We start from the raw sequence: 20,900 nt of genomic DNA, 5'->3' as shown, positions 1-20,900 counted from the left end.
CTATCAGCGTTTCCCTTCGCCGGTCCGATAGAACCACGGTCCGAGAACCGTGTAGGCGAGCGCGAACGCGAGGAGCGCCCGAGGAAAGAGTCGCCCGAGGACGGTCGGCGCGAGGACCGCGAGCGCCTGCACCGCACCCATCACGAGCGCGTCGCGCACGCGCAGATCCGGATACGGGAGGCGCGTCACCATCGCGGCGGTGAGCACCGCACCGAAGCCGACGAGCGGGGCGGGCGCAGCGACGCCCGCGAGCACCGCCGCGGCGAGCAGCGTTCCCGCGAGCGTCGTCGGGACGCCCTCGGTGTGACCGTTGCCGACGTCGTCGGCCGTGTAGAGGCCGAGACGGACGACGGCAGCGCCGACGAAACACGCGCCAACGGCGACGGCGACGACGAGCGGCGTCCCGCGCCACGCGGTGTGTGCGACCGCGACGAGGAGCGCGGCGGGCGCGACGCCGAAGGACGCGACGTCCGCGAGCGAGTCGAGGTACGGCCCGACGGTCGACCCGCCGTATCGCCGTGCGAGGATGCCGTCGACGGCGTCGACCATCGCGGCGAGGAGGAGGACGCGTGCGGCGAGTGCGGGCGAGACGGCCGCGGCGACCGCGGCGCAGAATCCGAGCGCCGCGTTCGCGACCGTGGCGACGTCCGCGACGCCGAGTCGCCCCGTAAACCGGGGGCGGAGGCCGCGCAGACGTGCGCGGCGGCCGTCGTCGGACCCGGGAGGCATACCCCACGCGACGACCAGCGCGTCCTTACGTGTTTATATCCGTCCGAGCGGTGGCGGCGGAGAGCATCCAACGGGGGCGCGTCTCGTCGCCGGCGCCGTCGCTGGCGGGCCGTCGCGCGCCGAAAGAAGGGCGAGAGTCGTTACTCCTCGGTGTCCACGGCGGAGGTCTCCTCCTCCTCGTGGACCTCCTCGGGGTGGGCTTCGAGCGTCGCCTTCTCCACCTCGACCCGGCGGAGCGGGTAGATGGTGTTGGCCTCGCTGTAGATGGCGCTGGAGAGGCGGCCCTCGATGACCGAGTCGATGAGCCCCTCGAAGGTGCGCTCCTCCGCGGCCTCCTCGACGAGGTCGATCATGAGGCGGCGGATGGCCTTCTGCTGGCTGTCGTCCGCGCTCTTCGTCGTGTACGAGACCGGCTGCAGGCGCACGCGGTAGTCGTCCGTCGTCTCGACGGTGATGACCGACGCGATCTTCGAGGAGCCCCGGCGGACGAGGCTGCGCTGGTAGTCGCGGGTCAGCTCGGACTCGACGAACTCGGTGTACGCCGAGTCGCTACCGACGTCCGTCACCTGGAAGGTGAGCTTGAGGTTGTTCTCGCCACCCGACTCGCCCGTGACGTCGTCGAGAGTGGCTTCGATGGTGCGATCGAGCACCTTTTCCGGTTCGTCCGCGAGGGTCTCGCCGAGCTCCGCCCGGTCGAACTGCTCGGGGGCGAGCACGGTGTACCATCGCTTCTGCTGGTTCTGCTTGGATACTGAACGTTCGCTCATGTGTCGTGTGTCATGTGTCGTTTCGCGTGCTGTGCCACGTCCGCTGCCACCGTGACGTTCACCACGTAGTCGTCCGTCGTCGCCCGCAGGCCGCCGGTGTCGTCGCGCCGGATCGTCGTGACCACGGCGTCGCCCTCGACGCGCGTCGTCATCGACTCGGTGTTGTCCGGCCGGATCGCGCGCGCGATCAGCCCGGCGTCGTCGTGCGTCGTCCGGACCGTCGCCGTCCGCGGGGCGTCCTCGGTCATCCCGAGAGCACCCCTCGGACGGCGTCGATCACGGCCTCGGCGTCCGACTCATCCGTCCGCGCGTGCGTCGACGCGCCCGCGACGACGTCGTCGCCGAGCGCCGCCGCGATCGTCGCGTGGGCGTCCGGACCGTCCGGCGCCGTCGCCAGCGCCGCACCGGCGTCACCGACGACGAGCACCGCGGGTTCGTCGGCCCGAGTGTCGCGCAGGAGTCGCGCGAGCGGCCACGCGGGCGCGTCGGCCTCGGCGGCGACGAGCCCGCTGTACCGCGCGGGGTCGGCCGTTCGGAGCGCCGCGTGGGTCGCGCTCGCGTGCTCGCGCCACGCGTCGAGCGCCGTCGGCCGGTCCGCGACGCCGAGCGCGAGCGCCGACGCGAGCCCCGGGTCGGCGACCGCGAGGCAGTCGAGGACGTCCGCGTGGCCCTCGGCGGTCTCGAACGGCCCGTCCGGCGTGACGTGCGGCCGGAGGACGCCGTCGAGCGCCCCGACCGCGCGGGGCGCGGCGTTCTCGGTCGCGTCGAGCGCGACCCGCGACGCCAGGCGGCGCCGCGCGTCGTCGTCGAGTTCCGCCGGGAGGTCGAGCTCCGCGAGCAGCGCGCCCGCCTGCCGGTCGTCGCCCGACCAGTCGGCGTGCAGCCGCGTCGCGTGCGCGAGCCCGTCCGAGAGGTCCGCGACCGGCAGGCCGACGCCCGGCCGGCGCTCGAACGCCTCGGCGAGGTCGCCCGACGGGACGCTCCCCGCCGCGCGGACGCCCGCGAGTGCGAGCGACGCCGCCGGCTCGTGGAGTTCGCGCGCGGCCGCGAGCGCTCCCGTGGAGAGGGTGTCCCCGGCGAGCGTCGCGTCCGCGGGCGTCCCGTCGAATCCGAGCGCGAGCGTCGCGTCGTCGTCAGCGGCGAGCAGGCGATCGCTCGCCGCGCCGCGGGTCGCCGCAACGCTCACCTGATAGGGCGTCCGGATCGCCGCGCAGGCCCGCCCGAGCAGGCCGGCGGCCGCGATCGCGTCGCCGTCCGGTCGCGCGACTATGCGGACGAACGCCGCCTCGCGGCAGCGCTCGGCCAGCGTCGCGGCGTCACCGGACGACTCCGAACGGCCCGTGGTGGACATCAGGGGTTACTCTTCGAGGAGTTCGACCGCGGCCTCGTACGAATACGTGAAGTCCTCGTCGAGCTGGTCACCGCGGTAGTAGTCCGCGAGCCGGCGGATCTTCGACTCCGTGTTCTGGAGCGAACGCCGGTTCTGGTGGTCCTGGCCGTTCTCCTCGACGTGACGGCGCAGGCGGATCGCCTTCTCCAGGAGGTTACGGAAGTCCTCCGGGAGCTCGGGGTCGGCGTCGTTCTCCTCGAGGATCTCGGTGACCTTCTTGTCCGTCGCGAGCTTCACGTCCGGGATCGGCGTCCCCTGGACGCCCTCGTCGCGCAGCTTCATGCCGATCTGGCTGGGGTCGTACCCCTCTTCGGCCAGTTCGACGACGCGCTCCTCGACGGCGTCGGCGTCCACGTCGCTCCACTCCGGGGGTTCGTCTGCCGCCGGCTTGTCCGAACCGGACGAGCCGCGACGGCGGGTGTGCATTCGTGCCATAGTGTGAATTGGAACGACACGAACCGCTGTGCGGCGCTGGGCGCGAAAGGCGCCCGAGCACTGCCACACTCCCAAGCCGCCCAAGCGGACGGCGCGTCGGATATGCGGCCGTGCAGTTCCCTACGTCGTTGTGGGCATCTCGGACGCTAAAGGGTTTCCACTTCCGCCGGCGTCGAGAGCGGATCGAAGGGTTCAATTACGTCCCCCGGATACGAAGAATTGCGTTCGCGGGCTCGTAGATCAGTGGTAGATCACTCCCTTGGCATGGGAGAGGCCCCGGGTTCAAATCCCGGCGAGTCCATCCAGTTTTCGCGGTCGCTCCGATTGGACAGACGGCGGTGGGTTACTTATAAAGAACTCCCTCGTACAGAACGCCGGCGTTCCCGCCGCACTCGACGCTCCCGGTTAGACGAGGTCGTTGTATTTCTCCAGTACCATCTCGAAGTAGTCCTCGTCCATCAGCCGGGGGTTCTGCACGCGGTGGAAGTCGTCGAGGACGAACGCGGTCTGCTGGCGGTCGAGCCCGTAGGCGTGGAACGCGGCGGCGTCGAGTTCGGCCTGAACCTCGCGGCGCTCGTCCATCTCGGTCGCCGGCTCGATCCCGCCGAGCCGGTCACGCATCTCCGCGAACTCCTCGCCGTAGCAGTTCAGGCGGGCTGCGCGGGTCGAGATGTAGTCGAACCACTCGTCGCCCTCGGTCAGGTGGGGGACCTGTGATTCGGTGAATTTGTACATCACGATGTGGGTGTCTACCTTCGTCTTAAGCAGGAAGTCGAACGGGATACTGTTAATCAGGCCGAGAGCCGCAAACAGTTCCTCGTCGGTGAACAGTCGCTCGTAGGCGCTGTGGAGCGGATAGTCTTCGAGGTCGCCCTCCGTGGGGACTATCTCGTAGGGGCGTAGCGTGTGGACCGTGTTCGTACAGACGACACCGGGTGGAATGATGGCAGCGAGAATCGACCTCTCGTTCGTCGCGCTCGTCACGTCGCGGATGGCGATTCGGTACTCCGTACAGTCGAGAAGAACGTCCTCCTCACTTAGCGGCTCTCCACGGTGTTCTTCGAGGAGATCGTTGACGAATCCGACCTGTGACCCAGTTCCGTCGAAGGCGTCGTAGACGGCGCGTTTGAGGTTTCGAAGATTCTTCTCTCGTACGCGGTGTTTGGCACTCTTCTCGGGCGGTGATTCGACGCTCCAGAACTCGGGCTCGGCAATGTCGAAGTACGTCGAGTCGTGAACGAACTGGTAGACGTTCTTCCCGCCCAGTACAGGATACTCACCATCGGATTCGGACTCGACGAAGCGGTCGGTATCGTTCGTTCGGTCGAGTTCCCGATAGGGGTCCGCGTACCACTCGCCTCGTTCATCCTCACCGATTGACTGGTGCGTAATAATCCTCCGTAGGACTTCGCTCTCTTGTTCCGACTTCAATAGGGGGAAGATGCGCGCTTCAGGAGAGTATTGCTCAAGTACCGGTCGTGGCGTTATGAAGGCCGTCTGACCAAGGTTACGCAGTACGTCGGCGTCACCTTCCCGGTATAGGCTTCGAATTTCTTCGGTATGCCCTTGGTTTTCGAAGGTGAGCACGGTGAACTTGTACCGGCTGTCGATGTTGTCGAAGATGCCGTGGTTCATGAAGTGCGCCAGCACGTCTATTCGAGTCTCCTCAAGAAGATGTAGGCGGAGATCCTTACCAGAGGATCCGGTGAAGATCGTACCGGGGAGAATCTGCGCGACGTAGCCGTCGTCGCGGGCAATGTGGAAGACCCGTTCGAGGAAGAGTGCGGAGAGGTCGTTCTCCGTTCCCTCTGTCCGCCCTGCGACGGTCGGTCGTTGGAGTTCGTAGGCGTCCGCGTTGTTGAAGTATTCCGCTTGGATCTGGATTGCGCGTTTGTACTCCTCCCAGCCGTCCGCTATCTCGGGATCGTCCAGTAACTCCTCTTGGCGTTCGTTCTTCTTCTCCGGGAGGTACGTTCGGAAGTCCCGGTCGTAGCGGACGAAGTAGTCGTCGCGGAGCGGCTTGATACGGTCCCACGGCGGATTCCCGACGACCACGTCGAAGCCGCCGTCCGCGTACACCTCGGCGAACTCCAGCACCCAGTTGAACGGCTCCATCTCGGCGACGGTCTCGGGCGTAATGTCCTCGATGCCGGCGTCGACGAAGTCGCCGTGTATGTCCTCGATCAGCTCCTCGCGGGCCGTCTCCAGTTTCTCGTTCGCTCGTTCCCGGTGTTCCTCGGCAGTCTCGCTGTCGAGGGCGCGTTCGTGGGCTTCGATCTCCTCGATAATGTCCTCGTAGCGGTCCCGAACACTGTCCTCGCTGAAACTCCCGAGTTGGTACTGTGCGTCGTCGTCGGTCGTCTCGGGGAAGCCCGTGTACCCGATCAGGCTGTTCCCCTCGCGGAGGTTGAACGCGACGTTCGGGAGCGCGAGGGCGTCGTCGGCGGCGAGGTCGTCGACGTTCTCCGTTTCGAGTTCCGCGATGACGGAGAGCCAACACCGGAGTTTCGCAATCTCGACGGCTGGCCCCATCAGGTCCACGCCGTAGATGTTGTTCAGGACGGTCGTCTTCTTCAGCTTGTACTCGTCGGGGTAGGAGTCATTCCGGGCGTAGAGGGCCTTCCGGACGTTGACGATCTCCTCCAGCACGGAGGTCAGGAAGTGGCCGCTCCCGCACGCGGGGTCGACGACGCGGAACTCGTCCACTTCGGCGAGAAGGGCGCTTATCGTACTCCAGCGCCCCGGCAGTTCCTCGATGAGGTCGTAGACGGAGTCGAATCCCGTCGCTTCGTGTTCGGGCCAGTTGGCTTCCTCTACCAGCGCGGTCTCGAAGCGATCCAAGAGGGCCGGGCGGACGGTCTCCTCGGCGCTGAACCGGGTTATCTCGCTCGGCGTGTAGTAGGCCCCGAGTTCCTTGTTGGTGTCCGCGTTGTCGCTGGTGATGTAGTTGATCGTCTTCTCGAAGACGTTCCCGAGGATGCTGGGATCGAGGTCCGTCGGGGAGCCGCCGGCGGAGAAGCTGTAGCGTTCGAGGAGGTCGATGATGGAGATCAGCACGGAGTTCCGAACGTCGAAGCCCCCTTCCGAGAAGCCGTCGCCGTTGATCGTGGGCCGAAAGAGGCCGCCGTTGAGGTAGGGGATGTCCTGGAACAGGTCGATGTTCTCGACGTGATCGGGGCGGTTCCCCGGCTGTTCGTTCATCACGTCGTAGAACAACGGCTGGAGGAAGGATTCGTAGAACGACCCGGCGTACATCCCGTCCTCGTAGGTGTCGACGAGCGTCTGTAGGAGGTCGGGGTCGACGAGCGCCTTGTCTTCGAGGAACTTGATGAAGACGAGCCGGTTCATCAACTCGACGGAGAACAGCCGGGCGTCGTCTTCGGTCGCGCCGTCCGGAGCCACGACGCCGTCCCCAACGAGCGAGCGGGTCGTCGTCTCGTCCTCGCTAACGATCCCGAAGACGTACCGAATGTAGTCGTCGTAGAACTCGTCTGTGACCTCCTCGCGCTTCTCCTTGATGACCTGCCGAGCGTCACCGGCGATGGAGAGGAAGTTCTCGTACTCGAACGTCCGAATGAGTCGAGTAACCCGATCCCGGTCGGCGTCGAAGACGGCCTCGGTCGGGTCGTCGCGCTTCCCGACTTGGTTCTCGAAGACGGCGAGAAAGACGGGCTGTAAGTCCACTTCCTCGATGACGTTGTGGGTGTAGGAGTCGGGGTCGTACCGAACGAAGGCCCAGCGGAGACCATCGGTGGCGAAGCCGAAGTCCGATTCGAACTCGCGTTGACTCAGCCAATCCCGGACTTGTCCAATGCCGTGCTTCCGGCTGTCGAGGTCCTTATTGATGGGTTCGGCTTCGACGAGAAGGCGCGTCGAGTCGATCTCGGGGTGATCGCGGAGGGAGATCGTGTAGTCGGCGACTTGTGTCTGGCCCCCAGAGAGACCGCCGGCCTCGGTCCGGTAGTCGTAGCCCAGTACGTCGAGGAGCGGATTGATGACCCCGTCCTGCGTGAAGGATTCCGGTTGGAGGCCGTCCCTCGTCATGCTACTCTTGAGGACGTAGGAGCCGGCGTCAGCGCGGAGAATCCGTTCGAGGGTGTCGTCGTCTATCTGGTCGCGGAGGTTCGAGACAGCGCCGTCGATGGCCCCTATGAGCCGGTCTACTTCGGTCTCACCGACCTCAGTCTCGAAGGATTCGGCGACGAACTCGGCGACGACGGTAGAGGAGTTGGACGACATGAATGCGAGAGAGTCCGTTATACATGACAGGAACAGTTGAGTAAATAAAGATACGGAATAGGTGGCAGAGTGGGGGCCCAAGAGGGCGGGAAGGGTGCTTTCGGAGATCCGAGGTGGAAACCCCCTACAGAGATAGCTTCAAGACACCTGCCCCGAACAGAGGGGTGAGAGAATGCTGGAGTGATAACCGGCTGAATCAGATTTGGTCGCGTTCCTGAATCCTTCTTAGCGAGAAGCGTGCCCGATGCTGGTGTTCTCTCTCGGAGAAATCAATGTACGACGAGTCACAACCAGAGCCGTTGGAAGAGTGGGATACGGATAGCCACACGAAGTTTCACGCGAACGATGAAGACGCAAGGTATGATGGATGGTATCGGTTAGATCATAGCATCACATTCGAACGCCACCACTCGAATCTGACATTATACAATACGGGGGGTCTGGAATCGGGAATGGGTAGATAATGATCGGCAACGTCGGATAGATGATTTCATGATCTACGATTGCGTCGTCGACTCGCTTGAATTATCGGAGTTCCAGAAGCGGGTCGGCCGCGACGTATTCAACTCGATCTCACTCCGGGATTTAAGCTCGCCTGGCCCAGGAGGTATCAATGTATTCTTAGTCGCTATCATCGTCGCCGCCTTGACTGTTAAATGGGACACAGCCGGCGCTCGGTCAAAGACTACGCGAGCCTATCATCCGAACTGTCGAGAGAATGACGAGCTATTCGAGTCGCTCCTCGAAGGATTCGAATATAGCGATCGGATAATTAAGAGATGCTACCAGAAGATCCGCCGCCGGTACGAGGACCGAAGCGAGGAGATGCTGTACGGCCTCGGCGACGGGGAGACGCTCTGTCGGGCCTGTCACGCGAAGCGCCACCGCGAGCGCGGCGACGAGTCGATCGCGCGCCTCCTCAGGCACACGCCGAACTGACCCGCAGCAGCGCCCTTAGGCCTCGCTCACGCGGAGGACGGGCTTGATCGTCTCGCCGCTCTCGGAGTCGGCGACGGCCTGTTCGATCTCCTCGAAGTCGTAGTAAGTGACGAGTTCGTCGAAGGGGAACTTCCCGCGGCGATAGAGGTCGATGAGGTCGGGGATGAACTGCTGGGGGTTGGAGTCGCCCTCGGCGACGCCGACGATGTTGCGGCCGGTGAGGATATGGTCGTTGACGTCGTAGCTGGCCTCGGTTCCCATCGCGGGCGCGCCGACGATGCCGAGCGTGCCGCGCTGTCCGAGGGCGTCGGTGGCCTGTTCGGCGACGGCGGCGACGCCGCTCGTTTCGAGGGCGTAGTCGACGCCGCCGACGAGATCGTCCAGCGCCTCGACGACGTCGTCCACGTCGTCGGGGTTGACGACGTCGGTGGCGCCGAGTTCGAGCGCCTTGTCGAGACGCCCCTCTTGGAGGTCGACGGCGATGATGTCCGTACAGCCCTTGACGTCGGCGGCCATGACGGCGGAGAGGCCGACGGAGCCCGCACCGAAGACCGCGATGGAGGAGCCGGCCTGCGGATCGAGGGTGTTGATGACGCCGCCGGCGCCGGTCTGGATGCCGCACCCGAGCGGGCCGAGGAGTTCGAGCGGAACGTCGTCGCCGACGGGGACGACGTTCCGCTCAGTGGCGATCGCGTGCGTGGCGAAGGAGGACTGACCGAAGAAGCGGCCGCTGATGGACTCGCCGTCCTGCGAGATCGGTGACGTCTCGTCGGTGGGCCGGGAGCCGCCGAAGTTGTGCTCGAAGAACGACTCGCAGTACGCGGGATGGCCGTCCCGACACTGCTCGCAGGTGCCGTCGTAGTCGAAGCTCATCACGACGTTGTCGCCGGGTTCGACGCGCGTCACGTTCTCGCCGACGGCCTCGACGACCCCCGATCCCTCGTGGCCGAGCACCACGGGGAGCGGCGTCGGATACAGCTGATCGCGGACGGTCATGTCAGTGTGACAGACGCCGGCCCCGACGACGCGGACGAGCACCTCGTCCGGTCGCGGATCCTCGAGCTGTACGTCCTCGATCTCGAACGATCCGCCCTCTTCGCGTACGACTGCGGCTTTCGCGTCCATTGTGATGTACCCGTTCGGTGGGTTTCGCGGCGCGCTCGATATAGCTTGGGGAGCGATGAGGGCGAAAAAGCGGTGAGGATAGTGGACGATGAGAGTGAAAAAGCAATGCGGATAGCGAACGGTGGGGAGTAGAGAGCGATGAGAGCGGGAAACAACGGACATCGACGACGCGCACGCGATCGAGGCCGGCGAAAACGAGACGGTAGGTAGTCGGAAGACGGATGCCGAGACGACGGCAGCTACCGGAGCCGGGCGCCTCAGTAGCCGAGTTCGCCGCCGAGGTCGAGGGACTCGTCGCCGTCGAGGACGACGACGTCCGCGGTGCTACCGGTCGCTTCGACCTCGCGGACGAAGTCGTCGGTGTCCTGCTCGATCGGCGGGAAGGTGTCGTAGTGGATGGGGACGGCGTAGTCCACGTCGAGCCAGTCGACGGCGACGGCGGCCTGCCACGGGCCCATCGTGTAGTGGTCGCCGATGGGGACGGCGGCGACGTCCGGCTCCAGATACGGCGCGATGACGTCGCGCATCTCCGTCTGCAGCGCGGTGTCGCCGGCGTGGTAGAAGGTCTGGGACTCGTCGTCGGAGACCTGCGTGGGCTTGGTGTCGCTGATGACGTAGCCGGCGGGCATCCCGCCCGACGCGCCGTAGTCGGTGTCGAGGCCGTTCGTGTGGTCGGCGCGGACCATCGTGATGTAGGCCGATTCGGTCTCGAAGGTGCCGCCGAGGTTCATCCCGGTGGCGTCCTCGATGCCGTACTCGTCGGTGACGTAGCTGACGACTTCCGGGGTGGCGACGAAGTGCGCGCCGCGGAACCGATCGACGTCGGCGATGTGGTCGGCGTGGCCGTGCGTGAGCAACACGTAGTCGGGGTCGAGCTCCTCGGGGTCGGTCTCCGTCTTCGGGTTGTCGAAGAACGGATCGATGAGGAGCGTCTCGTCACCGATCTCGACGCCGAACGTGGAGTGGCCGTACCAAGTGATCTCCATGACGGCATCGACTACTCGCGGACGCGTCATAAAGCCTGTCGGCCGGGTGGATCCCGCCGCCTCCGCGCCGTCGAGCGCGCACCCGCGTCGCGGCGGCCGCGACGGCCGAGACCCGAACCGTTAGGGAGCGCCCGCCGCGAGGGCCCGTATGGACGAACGCACCCTCGGATCGACGGGGCTCGACGTGACGCCGATCGGTCTCGGCACGTGGGAGATCGGGAGCGACTGGGGCGAAGTCGGCGAGGCGGAGGCCCGCGAGGCGCTGCACGCGGCGCTCGACGAGGGGATCACATTCCTCGACACCGCGGACGTCTACGGCGACGGGCGCTCGGAGCGCCTGATCGCCGAGGTGCTCGCCGAGCGAGCGGAGACCCCGACGGTGGCGACGAAGGCGGGCCGCCGCCTCGATCCGCACGTCGCCGCCGACTACGACGAGGACCACCTGCGCGAGTTCGTCGAGCGCTCGCGCGAGACCCTCGACGTCGACGCGCTCGATCTGCTCCAGCTCCACTGCCCGCCGACGGACGCCTACTACCAGCCCGAGACGTTCGACGCGCTCGACGTGCTGAAGGACGACGGCCTGCTCGCCCACTACGGCGTCTCCGTCGAGCGCGTCGAGGAGGGGCTGAAGGCCGTCGAGTACGACGGCGTCGAGACGGTACAGATCATCTTCAACCCGTTCCGTCAGCGCCCCGCGGAGCGCTTCCTCGATCGGGCGGCCGCGGAAGACGTCGGCGTCATCGTCCGCGTCCCGCTCGCCTCGGGCCTGCTGACGGGCGCGATCGACGCGGAGTCGGAGTTCCCGGAGAGCGACCACCGGAACTTCAACGTCGAGGGCGAGGCCTTCGACGTCGGCGAGACGTTCGCGGGCGTCCCGCAGGACGTCGGCGCGCACGCCGCGGACGAACTCGCCGCGTACACGCCGGCGGACGTGACGCTCGCGCAGTTCGCCCTCCGCTGGATCCTCGACCACGACGCCGTCTCGACCGTGATTCCGGGAAGCACGTCGCCCGAACACATCGCGGAGAACGTCGAAGCCGCGGAGCTCGCGCCCCTCAGCCACCGCCAGCACGGGGCGGCCCGGGACGTCTACGAGGCGTACGTGAAAGAGTACGTCCACCACCGCTGGTGACGACGAACCCCAACGCTTAGCCTCCGCCGCGCGAATCGGCCACGCATGCGACACGTTCGCTTCCGCGACGAGGCAGGCGCGGTCCGAGAGGGCGAGTACCACGACGATGGAACCGTCAGCTTCGGCGGCCGGACGTACGCCGCCGACGACGTGGACGTCCTCCCGCCCTGCGAACCCTCGAAGATCGTCTGTATCGGGCGCAACTACGCGAAGCACGCCGAAGAGCGCAACGAGGACGTGCCGGATCGGCCGCTGCTCTTCTTGAAACCGCCGAACGCCGTCGCGGGCCACGGCGACGCCGTGACGCTCCCGCGAGAGCGCGAGAACATCGAGCACGAGATCGAGTTCGGGGTCGTGATCGGCGAGCAGTGCCGGAACGTGGCGGCCGCGGACGCGTCCGACGTCGTCGCGGGCTACACGATCGCGGACGACGTCTCGAACCGCGACGACCAATCGCGCGAGCAGAACTGGGTGCGCGGGAAGGCCTTCGACGGCGCGTGTCCCCTCGGGCCGGTGCTCGCCGACCCCGAGCACGTCGATCCGAACGGCGCGGCGCTCGAACTCCGCGTGAACGGCGAGGTGCGCCAGTCCTCGAACACCGAGCACTTCATCTTCGACGTGCCGACGCTGATCGAGGAGATCACGCGGTACATGACGCTCGAAGAGGGCGACGTGATCCTCACGGGGACGCCGGAGGGCGTCGGGCCGCTCGAAGCCGGCGACCACGTCGAGGCCGAGATCGAGGGCATCGGTACCCTCGAACACGACGTCCGTCGGGACTGAGCCGGATCAGGCCCCGAGAACGCCGATTCCGGTGACGGGGACGCCGAGCGCGCCGAGGACGAAGACGACGACGGCGGTGGCGATCCACGCGACGAGCGCGATCAGGATCGCGTTCACCCAGCCGCCCCGGTAGCGCCAGTTGATGACGGCGACGTACGCGATCAGGGCGAGGAGCCCGCCGAGCAGCGGGATCCACGAGAGCACCGCCCACGCGATCGCGCCGATGAGCGCGGTGATCACGGCGTGCGAGTAGTCCTCGACGCCGGTGATGACGCGTGCGCCGACGTAGATTCCGAGGCCGCCGACGAGGAGGCTGATCACGAACAACAACAGCGAACCGATCGCGCTTGCCATGGGGCGGAGAACGGGGCGGAGGACGAAAAGCGATCGGGTGGTCGCGGGCCGTTCGTCGTGCCCCGCGGGGATCGAACCGGGAGCCGCGCCCGATTCAGAGGCCGGCGGTGAGCGCGCCGGCGTCGAGGAGGAGGAGGAACGCGACGACGCTCGCGGCGCGGAGTCGCGTCGAGGCGTCGCGGGCGGGGCTGCGGACCTTATCGACGGCGATGCCGTCGCGGATCGTCGACGCGCCCATCTCGGTGAGGGCGGCGAGCGCGAGCCAGAGGACGACCATGGCGATGACGAGGTAGCCGCGCGTGCTCGACCAGTAGGCGGTCGTCGTCGCCACGCCCATCGGGCTCGACATGAAGGCGCCGGTGAGGAGCTGCACGACGGCGCTGACGCGTGTGACGGTCGTGAGTTTGCTCGTCACCGATCCGAGCGCGCTGGCCGAGAGCTCGCCCCCCCGTCCGAGCGGGAGGACGGCGTACGTGAAGTAGAGGACGCTCCCGGTCCACAGCGCGGCGAAGATCAGGTGGATCGCGAGGCTCGCGGAGAGTGCTGTCGCCATAGGCTCCCGTGCGGACGGCGGCACCTAAGGCGTAGCGGTCACGCGACGTGCTCGGGGAGAAGCTCGCGCGGCGTGCCCCCGGTGGATCGTTCCCCGGTCTCCGTCGCGCCGCTCCGTGGCTCCACGTCACGGAGCGGTGGTGCCAACGATCAAGGCGGTGCCCGCCGTCCGCTTACTCATGCCGACCGTCGTCCTCGCCGACGACCCGAAGCTCGACGCGCAGGTGTTCCGCGACCGCCTCGCCGCCGACGTCTCCGTCGCCCCGCTCGACACGCCTGAGGCGTTCCGCGCCGCCGTCCGCGAGCGCGAAGCCGACGCCGTCGTAGCGAAGGGCCGCCTCGCCGTGACCCACGACCTCCTCGCCGGCCTCGACGCCCTCGCCGTCTACGGACAGGTCTCGGTCGGCCTCGACAACGTCGACGTCGACGCCGCGGCCGCCCTCGGGGTCACCGTCACGCACGCGCCGGACTACTGCGTGGACGAGGTTGCGACGCACAGCCTCTCGCTCCTCCTCGCGTGCGTCCGCGACGTCCCCGCGCACGATCGGCGCGTCAGCGGGGGCACGTGGGACGTGTGGGCGGGCCCCGAACTCCATCGCCTCAGCGGCGACACGGTCGGTCTCGTCGCCTTCGGCGACATCGCGCGGGGCGTCGCGGACCGACTGGCGGGGTTCGGCGTCGACGCCGTCGCGTACGATCCGTACGTGGACGCCGAGGTGATGCGCGAGCACGGCGTCGAGAAGGTCGACGCGGAGGGGCTCCGCGACGCCGCCGACCACCTCTCGGTGCACGCGCCGCTCACGGACGCGACGCGCGGCCTCGTCGACGCCGCGTGGTTCGACGCGCTCCCCGAACGCGGCGTCGTCGTGAACACCGGTCGCGGCGGCGTCGTCGACGAGAATGCGCTACTGGCAGCGCTCGATGCCGGGTCGATCGCGGCCGCGGGTCTCGACGTCTTCGAGACCGAGCCGCCCGAGGGATCGCCGCTCGTCGAACGCGACGACGTGATCGCGACCCCGCACGTGGGATGGTACTCCGCGGAGGCACGCGCCGAGGCGAACGAGACGGTCGCGGCCGACGTCGATCGAGCGCTCGCCGGCGAGACTCCGGTCCACGCCGTCGGACCGGGCGACCGATAGGCGACGACACCGCGCATCGGCCGCTTTAAGTCCCGGCGGCGGCTCTCTCGGGACATGCGACCACGGGACCTCTCGGACCACGTCGAGTACCGCGCGGGCCGCGGCATCGAGGAAGTCGCCCGCGAGCTCGGCCGCGACCCCGAGGAGTTCGTCAAGCTCGCGTCGAACGAGAACATGTTCGGGCCGAGCCCCGCGGCCGTCGACGCCGTCGAGGCCAGCGCCGACGAGGTACACCACTACCCCACCGCGGACCACCAGGACCTCACGGCCGCCATCGCCGAGCGCTGGGGCGTGGCGGACGAGCAGGTGTGGCTCGCCAACGGCGGCGACGGCGCACTCGACTACCTCTCGCGGGCCGCCCTCGAACCCGGCGACGCGGTGCTCGTCCCCGCGCCCGGCTTCGCCTACTACGGGATGAGCGCGCGCTTCCACCACGGCGAGGTGGCCGAGTACGACGTGACGGGCGACGACGGCTTCACGCTCACCGCCGACGCCGTCCTCGACGCCTACGACGGTGAGCGGATCGTCCACCTCACGAGCCCGCACAACCCCAGCGGCGCGCGCTTCGCGCTCGACGCGATCGAGCGGATCGCCGAGGAGACGCGCGAGGAGACGCTCGTCGTCGTCGACGAGGCGTACGGGGAGTTCGCCGACGCACCGAGCGCCGTCGGTCTCGTCGAGGGGCGAGACGATGCCGACGCGTCGCACGCTACCAGTCACGCCCCGCGTGACGACGTCGCGGTCCTCCGCACCTTCTCGAAGGCGTACGGGCTCGCGGGGCTCCGCCTCGGCTACGCGATCGTCCCCGAGTCGTGGGCGGAGGCGTACGCGCGCGTGAACACGCCGTTCGCGGCGAGCGTCGTCGCCTGTCGCGCCGGCCTCGCCGCCCTCGACGACGACGAGCACGTCGAGCAGACGGTCGAGATGGCGCGGTGGAGTCGCACGTACATGGCCGAGCACGTCGACGCGCCGACGTACGAGAGTCACGCGAACTTCCTGCTCGTGGAGGTGGGCGACGCGAGCGCCGTCGCCGAGGCGCTGCAGGAGCGCGGCGTCATCGTGCGGGACTGCTCGAGCTTCGGGCTCCCCGAGTGCGTGCGGATCACCTGCGGCACCGAGGCGGAGACGGAGCGCGCCGTCCGCGAGCTCAACGAGGTGCTCGCATGAGAGCCGTCGTCACCGGGACGCCGGGCACGGGTAAGACGAGCGCGACGGAGCGCCTCGACACCGACCTCGACGTCGTCCACCTGAACGACGTGATCCGCGAGGCGGACCTGTACACGGAGCGCGACGAGTCGCGCGACAGCCTCGTGGCCGACCTCGGCGCGATCGGCGAGGCGTACGCCGACCGTGACGACGTGCTCGTCGAGAGCCACCTCGCCCACCACCTCGACGACGTCGAGCGCGTGATCGTCCTCCGCTGTGCGCCCGACGTGCTCGAAGACCGGCTCCGGGAACGCGGCGCCGAGGAGGGTGCGGCGCTGGACGCGCGCGAGCGCGAGGCGACGGAGAACGCCGAGGCAGAGTCCCTCGACGTGATCCTCGGCGAAGCGGTCCGAAAACATGGACAGGAGCGAGTCTACGAGATCGACACGACGGACCGGACGCCCGAGGCGGTCGCCGCGGAGATCGAAGCCGTCCTCGACGGCGAGCGCGAGCCGAGCGCGGGCGAGGTGGACTTCACGGAGTATCTGCTGTGACGCTCGATCAGTTCCGGCCGCTCGCGTCCCGCCTGCTCCGGCCGTTCGTGACGGTGTCCGTGCGTCTCGGGCTGACGCCGGACGCGATCAGCGTGCTCGCGTTCCTCCTCGCCGTCGCCGCGGCGGGCGTCTTCTACCTCGGGAGCGCCGCGGGGTACGTCGCGGGCGCGGTGTTCGTCTTCCTGAACGGCTGGCTCGACCTCCTCGACGGCGCGGTGGCGCGCGAGACGGGCGTCGACTCCGAGGGCGGCGATCTCCTCGATCACGTCCTCGATCGGTACGCGGACGTCGTCATCCTCGCCGGCCTCGCTGCGGGCGTCGGCTCGTGGCTGCTCGGCTTCGCCGCCGTCACGGGCGTCCTCCTCACCTCCTACCTCGGGACGCAGATCCAGGCCGTCGGCCTCGGCCGCCAGTACGGCGGCCTCCTCGGGCGCGCGGACCGCCTCGCTCTGGTGGGCGTCGTCGGCGTCCTCTCCGCCGTGATTCCGGTCGTCGGCGGCTTCAGCCTCGTCGCGTGGCTGCTCGGCTTCTTCGCCGTCGTCGGGCACCTCACCGCGCTCCAGCGGTTCTGGGGGGCGTGGGGCGACCTGCGTGGCGCCGAGCGATGACGAGGCGCCACGGTTCGGCGGGCGAGAGCGAAACGACACGGGGTCGGGCGTCCGAGGAGCGGTCCGCGGTGCGTGAGCCGAAATCCGTCGAATACCGGAGTACGGGCGCACGACTGGCCGACGGCGTGTGCTTTATACACGCGGCGGAGCTAGATTAGATATGGTTCAGTGCGAGATGTGCGGGGCCGAAACGGCGAACCCCAAGACCATCAAAGTCGAGGGGGCCGAACTCGACGTCTGCAGCGACTGCACGGAGTTCGGTACCGAGGTGAAGACCGAGTCGTCCTCCTCGACCTCGACGAAATACTCGACCTCGTCCGGTGAGTCCTCGGGGTCGTCGAGTTCCGGCGGGAACTCGTCGGGCGGGTCGCGCCGGCGGCGGCGCGACATGTTCGACGAGATGCAGGAGCTCGCCTCCGACTACGACGATCGCATCCGGAACGCCCGCGAGGGGGCGGGCTACAGCCAGGAGGAATTCGCCTCCGAGCTCAACGAGAAGGCCAGTCTCGTCCGGAAGCTCGAACGCGGCGACATCCTCCCGAGCGACGACGTCCGGGAGAAGCTGGAGAAGAAGCTCGGCGTCAGCCTGCTCGAGGCCGCGAGCGGCGACGAGGAGTGGGAGGGCGGCTCCGACGAGGGCGGGCTCACGCTCGGCGATATGGTCAAGCGCAAGGACTAGTCTCAGGTCGAGTTCTCGCGGCCACGCCGTCGTCACCCCATCGCTTCAGCGATGTGGCTGTAGTGGGCCTCGAGGCCCATGCCGAGGCTGGCGGCGGCGAGCACGACGGCGAACAGCACGCCGAGGTAGACGAGGGAACGACGCGTCCCGGAGCCCGTCGGGGCGTACGAGGCGGGTAGGACGACGACGGCGGCGAGGCCAGCGGTCACCCAGATGAGTGCCGATACGGCCGGCGAGAGCGTCAAGTCGAAGCTGACGATGGCGCGTGCGCCTTGGAAGAGCAGGAGGCCGCAGACGGCACTCATCCAGGCGAACGGCCGCGGATCGAGGTTGTGGTAGATGGTGAACGCCGCGGCGAGCATCACGACGGCGTAGAGCGTCTGTGCGACCCCGAACAGCTCGGTGTACTGACTCGCGGGGAATCCCGCCCAGTTCGCCCAGAATATCTCCCCGGAGACGAGGAGTGCGATGGCGCCGACGAGACCGAACAGCCACGCGAACGACTGCCTGTCCGAGGGCGGATGGCTGTCGCGCGCCTCCCGGAAGAGGAAGAGCGCGCTCAGGGTCGCCCCGGCGGCGAGGAGCACGAGCGCGACGACCAATGGGTTGTACGGGCTGATCGCGGAGGCTGGCGCGCCGACCTGTCCGAGGAGCGTGCGAAACATCAGCTCGGAGAGACGCGCAGACGGGTTATAAATCCGGACGGCCGGTCGCGTCGCGAGAGACGGGGTCCGTCCGTCGCTTCCGAAAGCGGTAATCCGGAGGTCCGCGAATCCCCACGCGCATGTTCGTTCTCGTCAATCTGAAGGCGTATCCCTGTGACCCGATCGCGGTCGCGGAGGCCGCACGCGCCGTCGCCGAAGCGTCCGGCGTCCGCATCGCCATCGCGCCGCAGGCCGCCGACCTCGCCGCGGTCGCCGACACCGGCGTCGAAACGTGGGCGCAGCACGTCAGCCCGAACGGCTACGGGAGCCACACGGGTAGCACGCTCGCGGAACGCGCCGCCGCCGCGGGCGCCGAGGGCACGCTCCTCAATCACTCGGAGAACCGGATGAAGCTCGCGGACATCGACGCGTCGATCGAGGCGGCCCGCCGCGCCGACCTCGAAACGTGCGTCTGCGGGAACAACCCCGCACAGATCGGCGCGGTCGCGGCGCTCGGCCCCGACTCGGTCGCGGTCGAACCCCCGGAACTCATCGGCGGCGACGTCTCCGTGGCGTCGGCCGACCCCGACATCGTCAGGGACGCCGTCGCGGCCGCCGAAGCGGTCGACGACGGCGTCGACGTCTACTGCGGGGCCGGGATCTCCACGGGCGACGACCTCGACGCGGCGGCCGACCTCGGCGCCAGCGGCGTTCTCCTCGCCAGCGGCGTCGCCAAGGCGGACGACCCGAAGGCGGCGCTCGAAGCCCTCGTCGAGCCGCTGGCGTAAGCGACGGCGCGACAACCGGTTCGCGCGTCGGTTTTCAGTGTGTCTATACTCCGTCGGGTCTACGTATCGGTATGACCGACATGGAACGGCGCCACTACGAGCTCGTGAAGCTGGTCCGCGAGCGCGCCCGCGGGTACTTCCGCACCGCCGTCCGGTATACCGACGACGACTGGCACGTCATCTATCGGCGTCAGGACCTCCCGGACGAGCGCTCGAAGCGCCGCTCGGGGCGGATCATCGCGAAGATCCGCGAGCGCGAACCGCTCCGCGAGCTCGACAGCCCGTTCGGCGAGTTCGAGTCCGTCGTCGAGCTCTACGAGAACGGCGTCTTCATCGTGATCCGGGAGTCGGAGACCGCGGGCGTCGTGCTGTCGCTCGAACGCGGCGCCGCGGAGAGCCTCGCCTCGTTCGTCGTCGAGTGCGAACGCGTCGTCGCCCCGACGGACGACTAGAAGTCGCCGAGCGACGCCTGACCGTCGGTCCCGGTCTCGGTCGCGTCGGTGACGTCGGCGTCGTCGTCGGTCGTCGTTTCGTCGGTCGCCACCTCGGTCGTCGGGCCGTCGAACCCCCCGAGCTGCGCTTGCTCGCCGGCGGTGAACGAGAGGTTCGAGACGCGCACGCCCACCTTCCTGACGGACGCGTCCGCGAACTCCGCGAGGAGGTCGGCGGCGACGTCGCGCACGAGTGGCGGGTCGTCGACGGGACCCGGGAGCGAGCGCGCCCGGGTGTGGACGTCGTAGGGCGGCGTCACGACCTTCACCCCGATGGTGCGGTAGAGGGCGTCCTTCCGGCGCGCGCGGTCGGCGACGGCGTCGGCGAGCGTCAGCGCCTGCTCCCGGACGCGCGCGTGGTCGTCGACCGCGCCGTCGAACGCCGACTCGCGGCTCAGGCTCTTCGGATCGTCGCGGGGCTCGACCGGGCGGTCGTCGCGGCCGCGCGCGCGGTCGTAGAGGTCGCGGCCCCGCTCGCCGAAGCGCTCCGTCAGCTCGTAGGGGTCGGCGTCCGCGAGGTCGCCCGCCGTCTCGATCCCTAACTCGCGGAGTTCGCGCGCGCGGACCGGCCCGACGCCGTGGACGTCCGCGACATCGATCGGCGCGAGGAACGCCTCGACCTCGTCGGGCGGGACGACGACGAGGCCGTCGGGTTTGTCGTGGTCGCTCGCGATCTTCGCGGTGCTCATGTCGGGGGCGACGCCGACGCTCGCGGGGACGCCGACCTCGCGCGCGATCCGCTGTTTGACGTGGCGCGCGAATCCCTCGGCGACGTCCCACGCGGTGCGGTCGGTGACGTCGAGGTACGCCTCGTCGATGCTGACCTCGCGGACGGTATCGGCGAGCTCGTGGAGGATCGCCTTCACCTCCGCGGCGACGTCCTCGTAGTAGTCGAGGTCGACCGGCCGGTAGTACGCGCTCGGGCCGTCGGGATCGTCGGCGCGTCGGGGCAGGCGATCGAGCGCCGTCGAGATGGCCTGCGCGCTCTCGACGCCGTGCGCGCGCGCCTCGTAGCTCGCGGTCGCCACCGCGCCCACGGTCTCCCCGGCCTCGTACCCCATGCCGACGACGACGGGTTCGTCGCGGAGCGCGGGTTCGCGTCGCCGCTCACAGGACGCGTAGAAGCAGTCCATGTCCACGTGCAGGACGATCCGCTCCGTGGGGTCGGGCGCACCGGGGAGACGACCGCCCGCAGTCATGGCTCCGCGAAGGCGGCCCGGGAAGGAATAGCTTCGGTTCGCGGGCGTCGCGGCGTCAGTGCTCGGTGTCGCGGCCCTGCTCGTACACGAGCCCCCAGAGGGCCTGCTCGAGCTCGTCGTCGCTGGGCTCTCCGAGCGCGTCGTACAGGTTGTTCGGGACGTCGATGGACTGCATACGCGATTGATAGGGGGCCGAAAGGAAAAGCGTGGTGTGAGTACCG

Annotated in this window: 22 protein-coding genes and 1 tRNA gene; 11 read left to right on the top strand and 12 right to left on the bottom strand. The window is 68.2% G+C overall.

Annotation, left to right across the window (positions count from 1 at the left end; translation table 11 throughout):
- Positions 1-3: 3 nt before the first annotated feature.
- The 5 genes from IEX91_RS13150 to IEX91_RS13130 all read right to left on the bottom strand — a co-directional run bounded on the left by IEX91_RS13150 (position 4) and on the right by IEX91_RS13130 (position 3,321).
- Positions 4-729 (bottom strand): protein sorting system archaetidylserine synthase, encoded by a 726-nt coding sequence (locus IEX91_RS13150; RefSeq protein ID WP_188879524.1) that lies wholly within the window; start codon positions 727-729, stop codon positions 4-6.
- Between the two features lie 140 nt (positions 730-869).
- Entirely contained in the window at positions 870-1,496 is a 627-nt protein-coding gene (locus tag IEX91_RS13145) for a 30S ribosomal protein S3ae (RefSeq protein WP_188879523.1), read from the bottom strand.
- On the bottom strand, positions 1,493-1,744 hold the full coding sequence (locus tag IEX91_RS13140) for a KEOPS complex subunit Pcc1 (RefSeq protein WP_188879522.1): 252 nt from the start codon (positions 1,742-1,744) through the stop codon (positions 1,493-1,495). Before IEX91_RS13140 ends, IEX91_RS13145 begins: the two co-directional genes overlap by 4 nt.
- Complete coding sequence (locus IEX91_RS13135; RefSeq protein ID WP_188879521.1) at positions 1,741-2,847, bottom strand: hypothetical protein; 1,107 nt, start codon at positions 2,845-2,847, stop codon at positions 1,741-1,743. The genes IEX91_RS13140 and IEX91_RS13135 overlap by 4 nt, the downstream gene beginning before the upstream one ends.
- A gap of 6 nt (positions 2,848-2,853) precedes the next feature.
- Positions 2,854-3,321 carry a 30S ribosomal protein S15 gene (locus tag IEX91_RS13130; protein ID WP_188879520.1) on the bottom strand — a complete coding sequence of 156 codons (468 nt, stop codon included), beginning with the start codon at positions 3,319-3,321 and terminating at the stop codon, positions 2,854-2,856.
- A gap of 229 nt (positions 3,322-3,550) precedes the next feature.
- On the opposite strand from IEX91_RS13130, the gene IEX91_RS13125 reads away from it, so the two are divergent.
- Positions 3,551-3,622, top strand: a tRNA-Ala gene (locus IEX91_RS13125).
- A 104-nt stretch (positions 3,623-3,726) separates the two neighbouring features.
- Here IEX91_RS13125 and IEX91_RS13120 read toward each other — a convergent pair.
- Positions 3,727-7,560, bottom strand: coding sequence for an Eco57I restriction-modification methylase domain-containing protein (locus tag IEX91_RS13120; protein WP_188879519.1), 3,834 nt, complete (start codon positions 7,558-7,560; stop codon positions 3,727-3,729).
- 492 nt (positions 7,561-8,052) lie between these two features.
- On the opposite strand from IEX91_RS13120, the gene IEX91_RS13115 reads away from it, so the two are divergent.
- Positions 8,053-8,499, top strand: a complete 447-nt coding sequence (locus IEX91_RS13115; RefSeq protein WP_188879518.1) for a hypothetical protein — start codon at positions 8,053-8,055, stop codon at positions 8,497-8,499.
- 15 nt (positions 8,500-8,514) lie between these two features.
- Here IEX91_RS13115 and IEX91_RS13110 read toward each other — a convergent pair whose 3' ends face one another.
- Positions 8,515-9,624, bottom strand: coding sequence for an NAD(P)-dependent alcohol dehydrogenase (locus tag IEX91_RS13110; protein ID WP_188879517.1), 1,110 nt, complete (start codon positions 9,622-9,624; stop codon positions 8,515-8,517).
- A 257-nt stretch (positions 9,625-9,881) separates the two neighbouring features.
- The gene (locus IEX91_RS13105) at positions 9,882-10,610 is read right to left on the bottom strand and encodes a metal-dependent hydrolase (protein WP_188879515.1); all 729 of its coding nucleotides are present in this window, start codon (positions 10,608-10,610) and stop codon (positions 9,882-9,884) included.
- 148 nt (positions 10,611-10,758) lie between these two features.
- Between IEX91_RS13105 and IEX91_RS13100 the strand changes: the two genes are divergently transcribed.
- Together IEX91_RS13100 and IEX91_RS13095 are read left to right on the top strand one after the other, a co-directional pair.
- Positions 10,759-11,742, top strand: a complete 984-nt coding sequence (locus IEX91_RS13100; RefSeq protein WP_188879513.1) for an aldo/keto reductase — start codon at positions 10,759-10,761, stop codon at positions 11,740-11,742.
- A 45-nt stretch (positions 11,743-11,787) separates the two neighbouring features.
- A complete protein-coding gene (locus tag IEX91_RS13095) occupies positions 11,788-12,525 on the top strand; it encodes a fumarylacetoacetate hydrolase family protein (RefSeq protein WP_188879511.1) in 738 nt (245 codons plus the stop codon).
- Between the two features lie 6 nt (positions 12,526-12,531).
- On the opposite strand, the gene IEX91_RS13090 is transcribed toward IEX91_RS13095, so the two are convergent.
- Positions 12,532-12,879 (bottom strand): hypothetical protein, encoded by a 348-nt coding sequence (locus IEX91_RS13090; RefSeq protein WP_188879509.1) that lies wholly within the window; start codon positions 12,877-12,879, stop codon positions 12,532-12,534.
- 94 nt (positions 12,880-12,973) lie between these two features.
- Entirely contained in the window at positions 12,974-13,432 is a 459-nt protein-coding gene (locus IEX91_RS13085; protein WP_188879507.1) for a transporter, read from the bottom strand.
- Positions 13,433-13,610: 178 nt separating this feature from the next.
- Between IEX91_RS13085 and IEX91_RS13080 the strand changes: the two genes are divergently transcribed.
- The 5 genes from IEX91_RS13080 to IEX91_RS13060 all read left to right on the top strand — a co-directional run bounded on the left by IEX91_RS13080 (position 13,611) and on the right by IEX91_RS13060 (position 17,557).
- Complete coding sequence (locus IEX91_RS13080; protein WP_188879505.1) at positions 13,611-14,570, top strand: C-terminal binding protein; 960 nt, start codon at positions 13,611-13,613, stop codon at positions 14,568-14,570.
- 54 nt (positions 14,571-14,624) lie between these two features.
- Entirely contained in the window at positions 14,625-15,737 is a 1,113-nt protein-coding gene (gene hisC / locus IEX91_RS13075; RefSeq protein ID WP_188879503.1) for a histidinol-phosphate transaminase, read from the top strand.
- Positions 15,734-16,270: an adenylate kinase family protein gene (locus tag IEX91_RS13070; RefSeq protein ID WP_188879501.1), complete on the top strand. Its 537-nt coding sequence runs from the start codon at positions 15,734-15,736 to the stop codon at positions 16,268-16,270. Before hisC ends, IEX91_RS13070 begins: the two co-directional genes overlap by 4 nt.
- Positions 16,267-16,878 (top strand): CDP-alcohol phosphatidyltransferase family protein, encoded by a 612-nt coding sequence (locus IEX91_RS13065; protein ID WP_188879499.1) that lies wholly within the window; start codon positions 16,267-16,269, stop codon positions 16,876-16,878. Before IEX91_RS13070 ends, IEX91_RS13065 begins: the two co-directional genes overlap by 4 nt.
- Before the next feature lie 160 nt (positions 16,879-17,038).
- Positions 17,039-17,557: a multiprotein bridging factor aMBF1 gene (locus IEX91_RS13060; RefSeq protein ID WP_188879497.1), complete on the top strand. Its 519-nt coding sequence runs from the start codon at positions 17,039-17,041 to the stop codon at positions 17,555-17,557.
- Positions 17,558-17,589: 32 nt separating this feature from the next.
- Here the strand turns inward: IEX91_RS13060 and IEX91_RS13055 are convergent, their stop codons facing one another.
- Entirely contained in the window at positions 17,590-18,222 is a 633-nt protein-coding gene (locus tag IEX91_RS13055; RefSeq protein WP_188879496.1) for a DUF981 family protein, read from the bottom strand.
- Positions 18,223-18,341: 119 nt separating this feature from the next.
- Here IEX91_RS13055 and tpiA point away from each other — a divergent pair, with 119 nt between their 5' ends.
- Both tpiA and IEX91_RS13045 read left to right on the top strand, forming a co-directional pair.
- A complete protein-coding gene (tpiA, locus tag IEX91_RS13050; RefSeq protein WP_188879494.1) occupies positions 18,342-18,989 on the top strand; it encodes a triose-phosphate isomerase in 648 nt (215 codons plus the stop codon).
- Positions 18,990-19,060: 71 nt separating this feature from the next.
- The gene (locus tag IEX91_RS13045; RefSeq protein WP_188879493.1) at positions 19,061-19,441 is read left to right on the top strand and encodes a hypothetical protein; all 381 of its coding nucleotides are present in this window, start codon (positions 19,061-19,063) and stop codon (positions 19,439-19,441) included.
- Here the strand turns inward: IEX91_RS13045 and dinB are convergent.
- Positions 19,438-20,679: a DNA polymerase IV gene (dinB, locus tag IEX91_RS13040; protein ID WP_188879491.1), complete on the bottom strand. Its 1,242-nt coding sequence runs from the start codon at positions 20,677-20,679 to the stop codon at positions 19,438-19,440. The genes IEX91_RS13045 and dinB overlap by 4 nt on opposite strands.
- Between the last annotated feature and the right edge of the window lie 221 nt (positions 20,680-20,900).

The organism is Halarchaeum nitratireducens (assembly GCF_014647155.1).
GTDB classification, from domain to species: Archaea; Halobacteriota; Halobacteria; order Halobacteriales; family Halobacteriaceae; genus Halarchaeum; species Halarchaeum nitratireducens.
The sequence above is the reverse complement of the archived record's forward strand: the minus strand, read 5'-3'. Positions and strand labels throughout refer to the sequence as shown.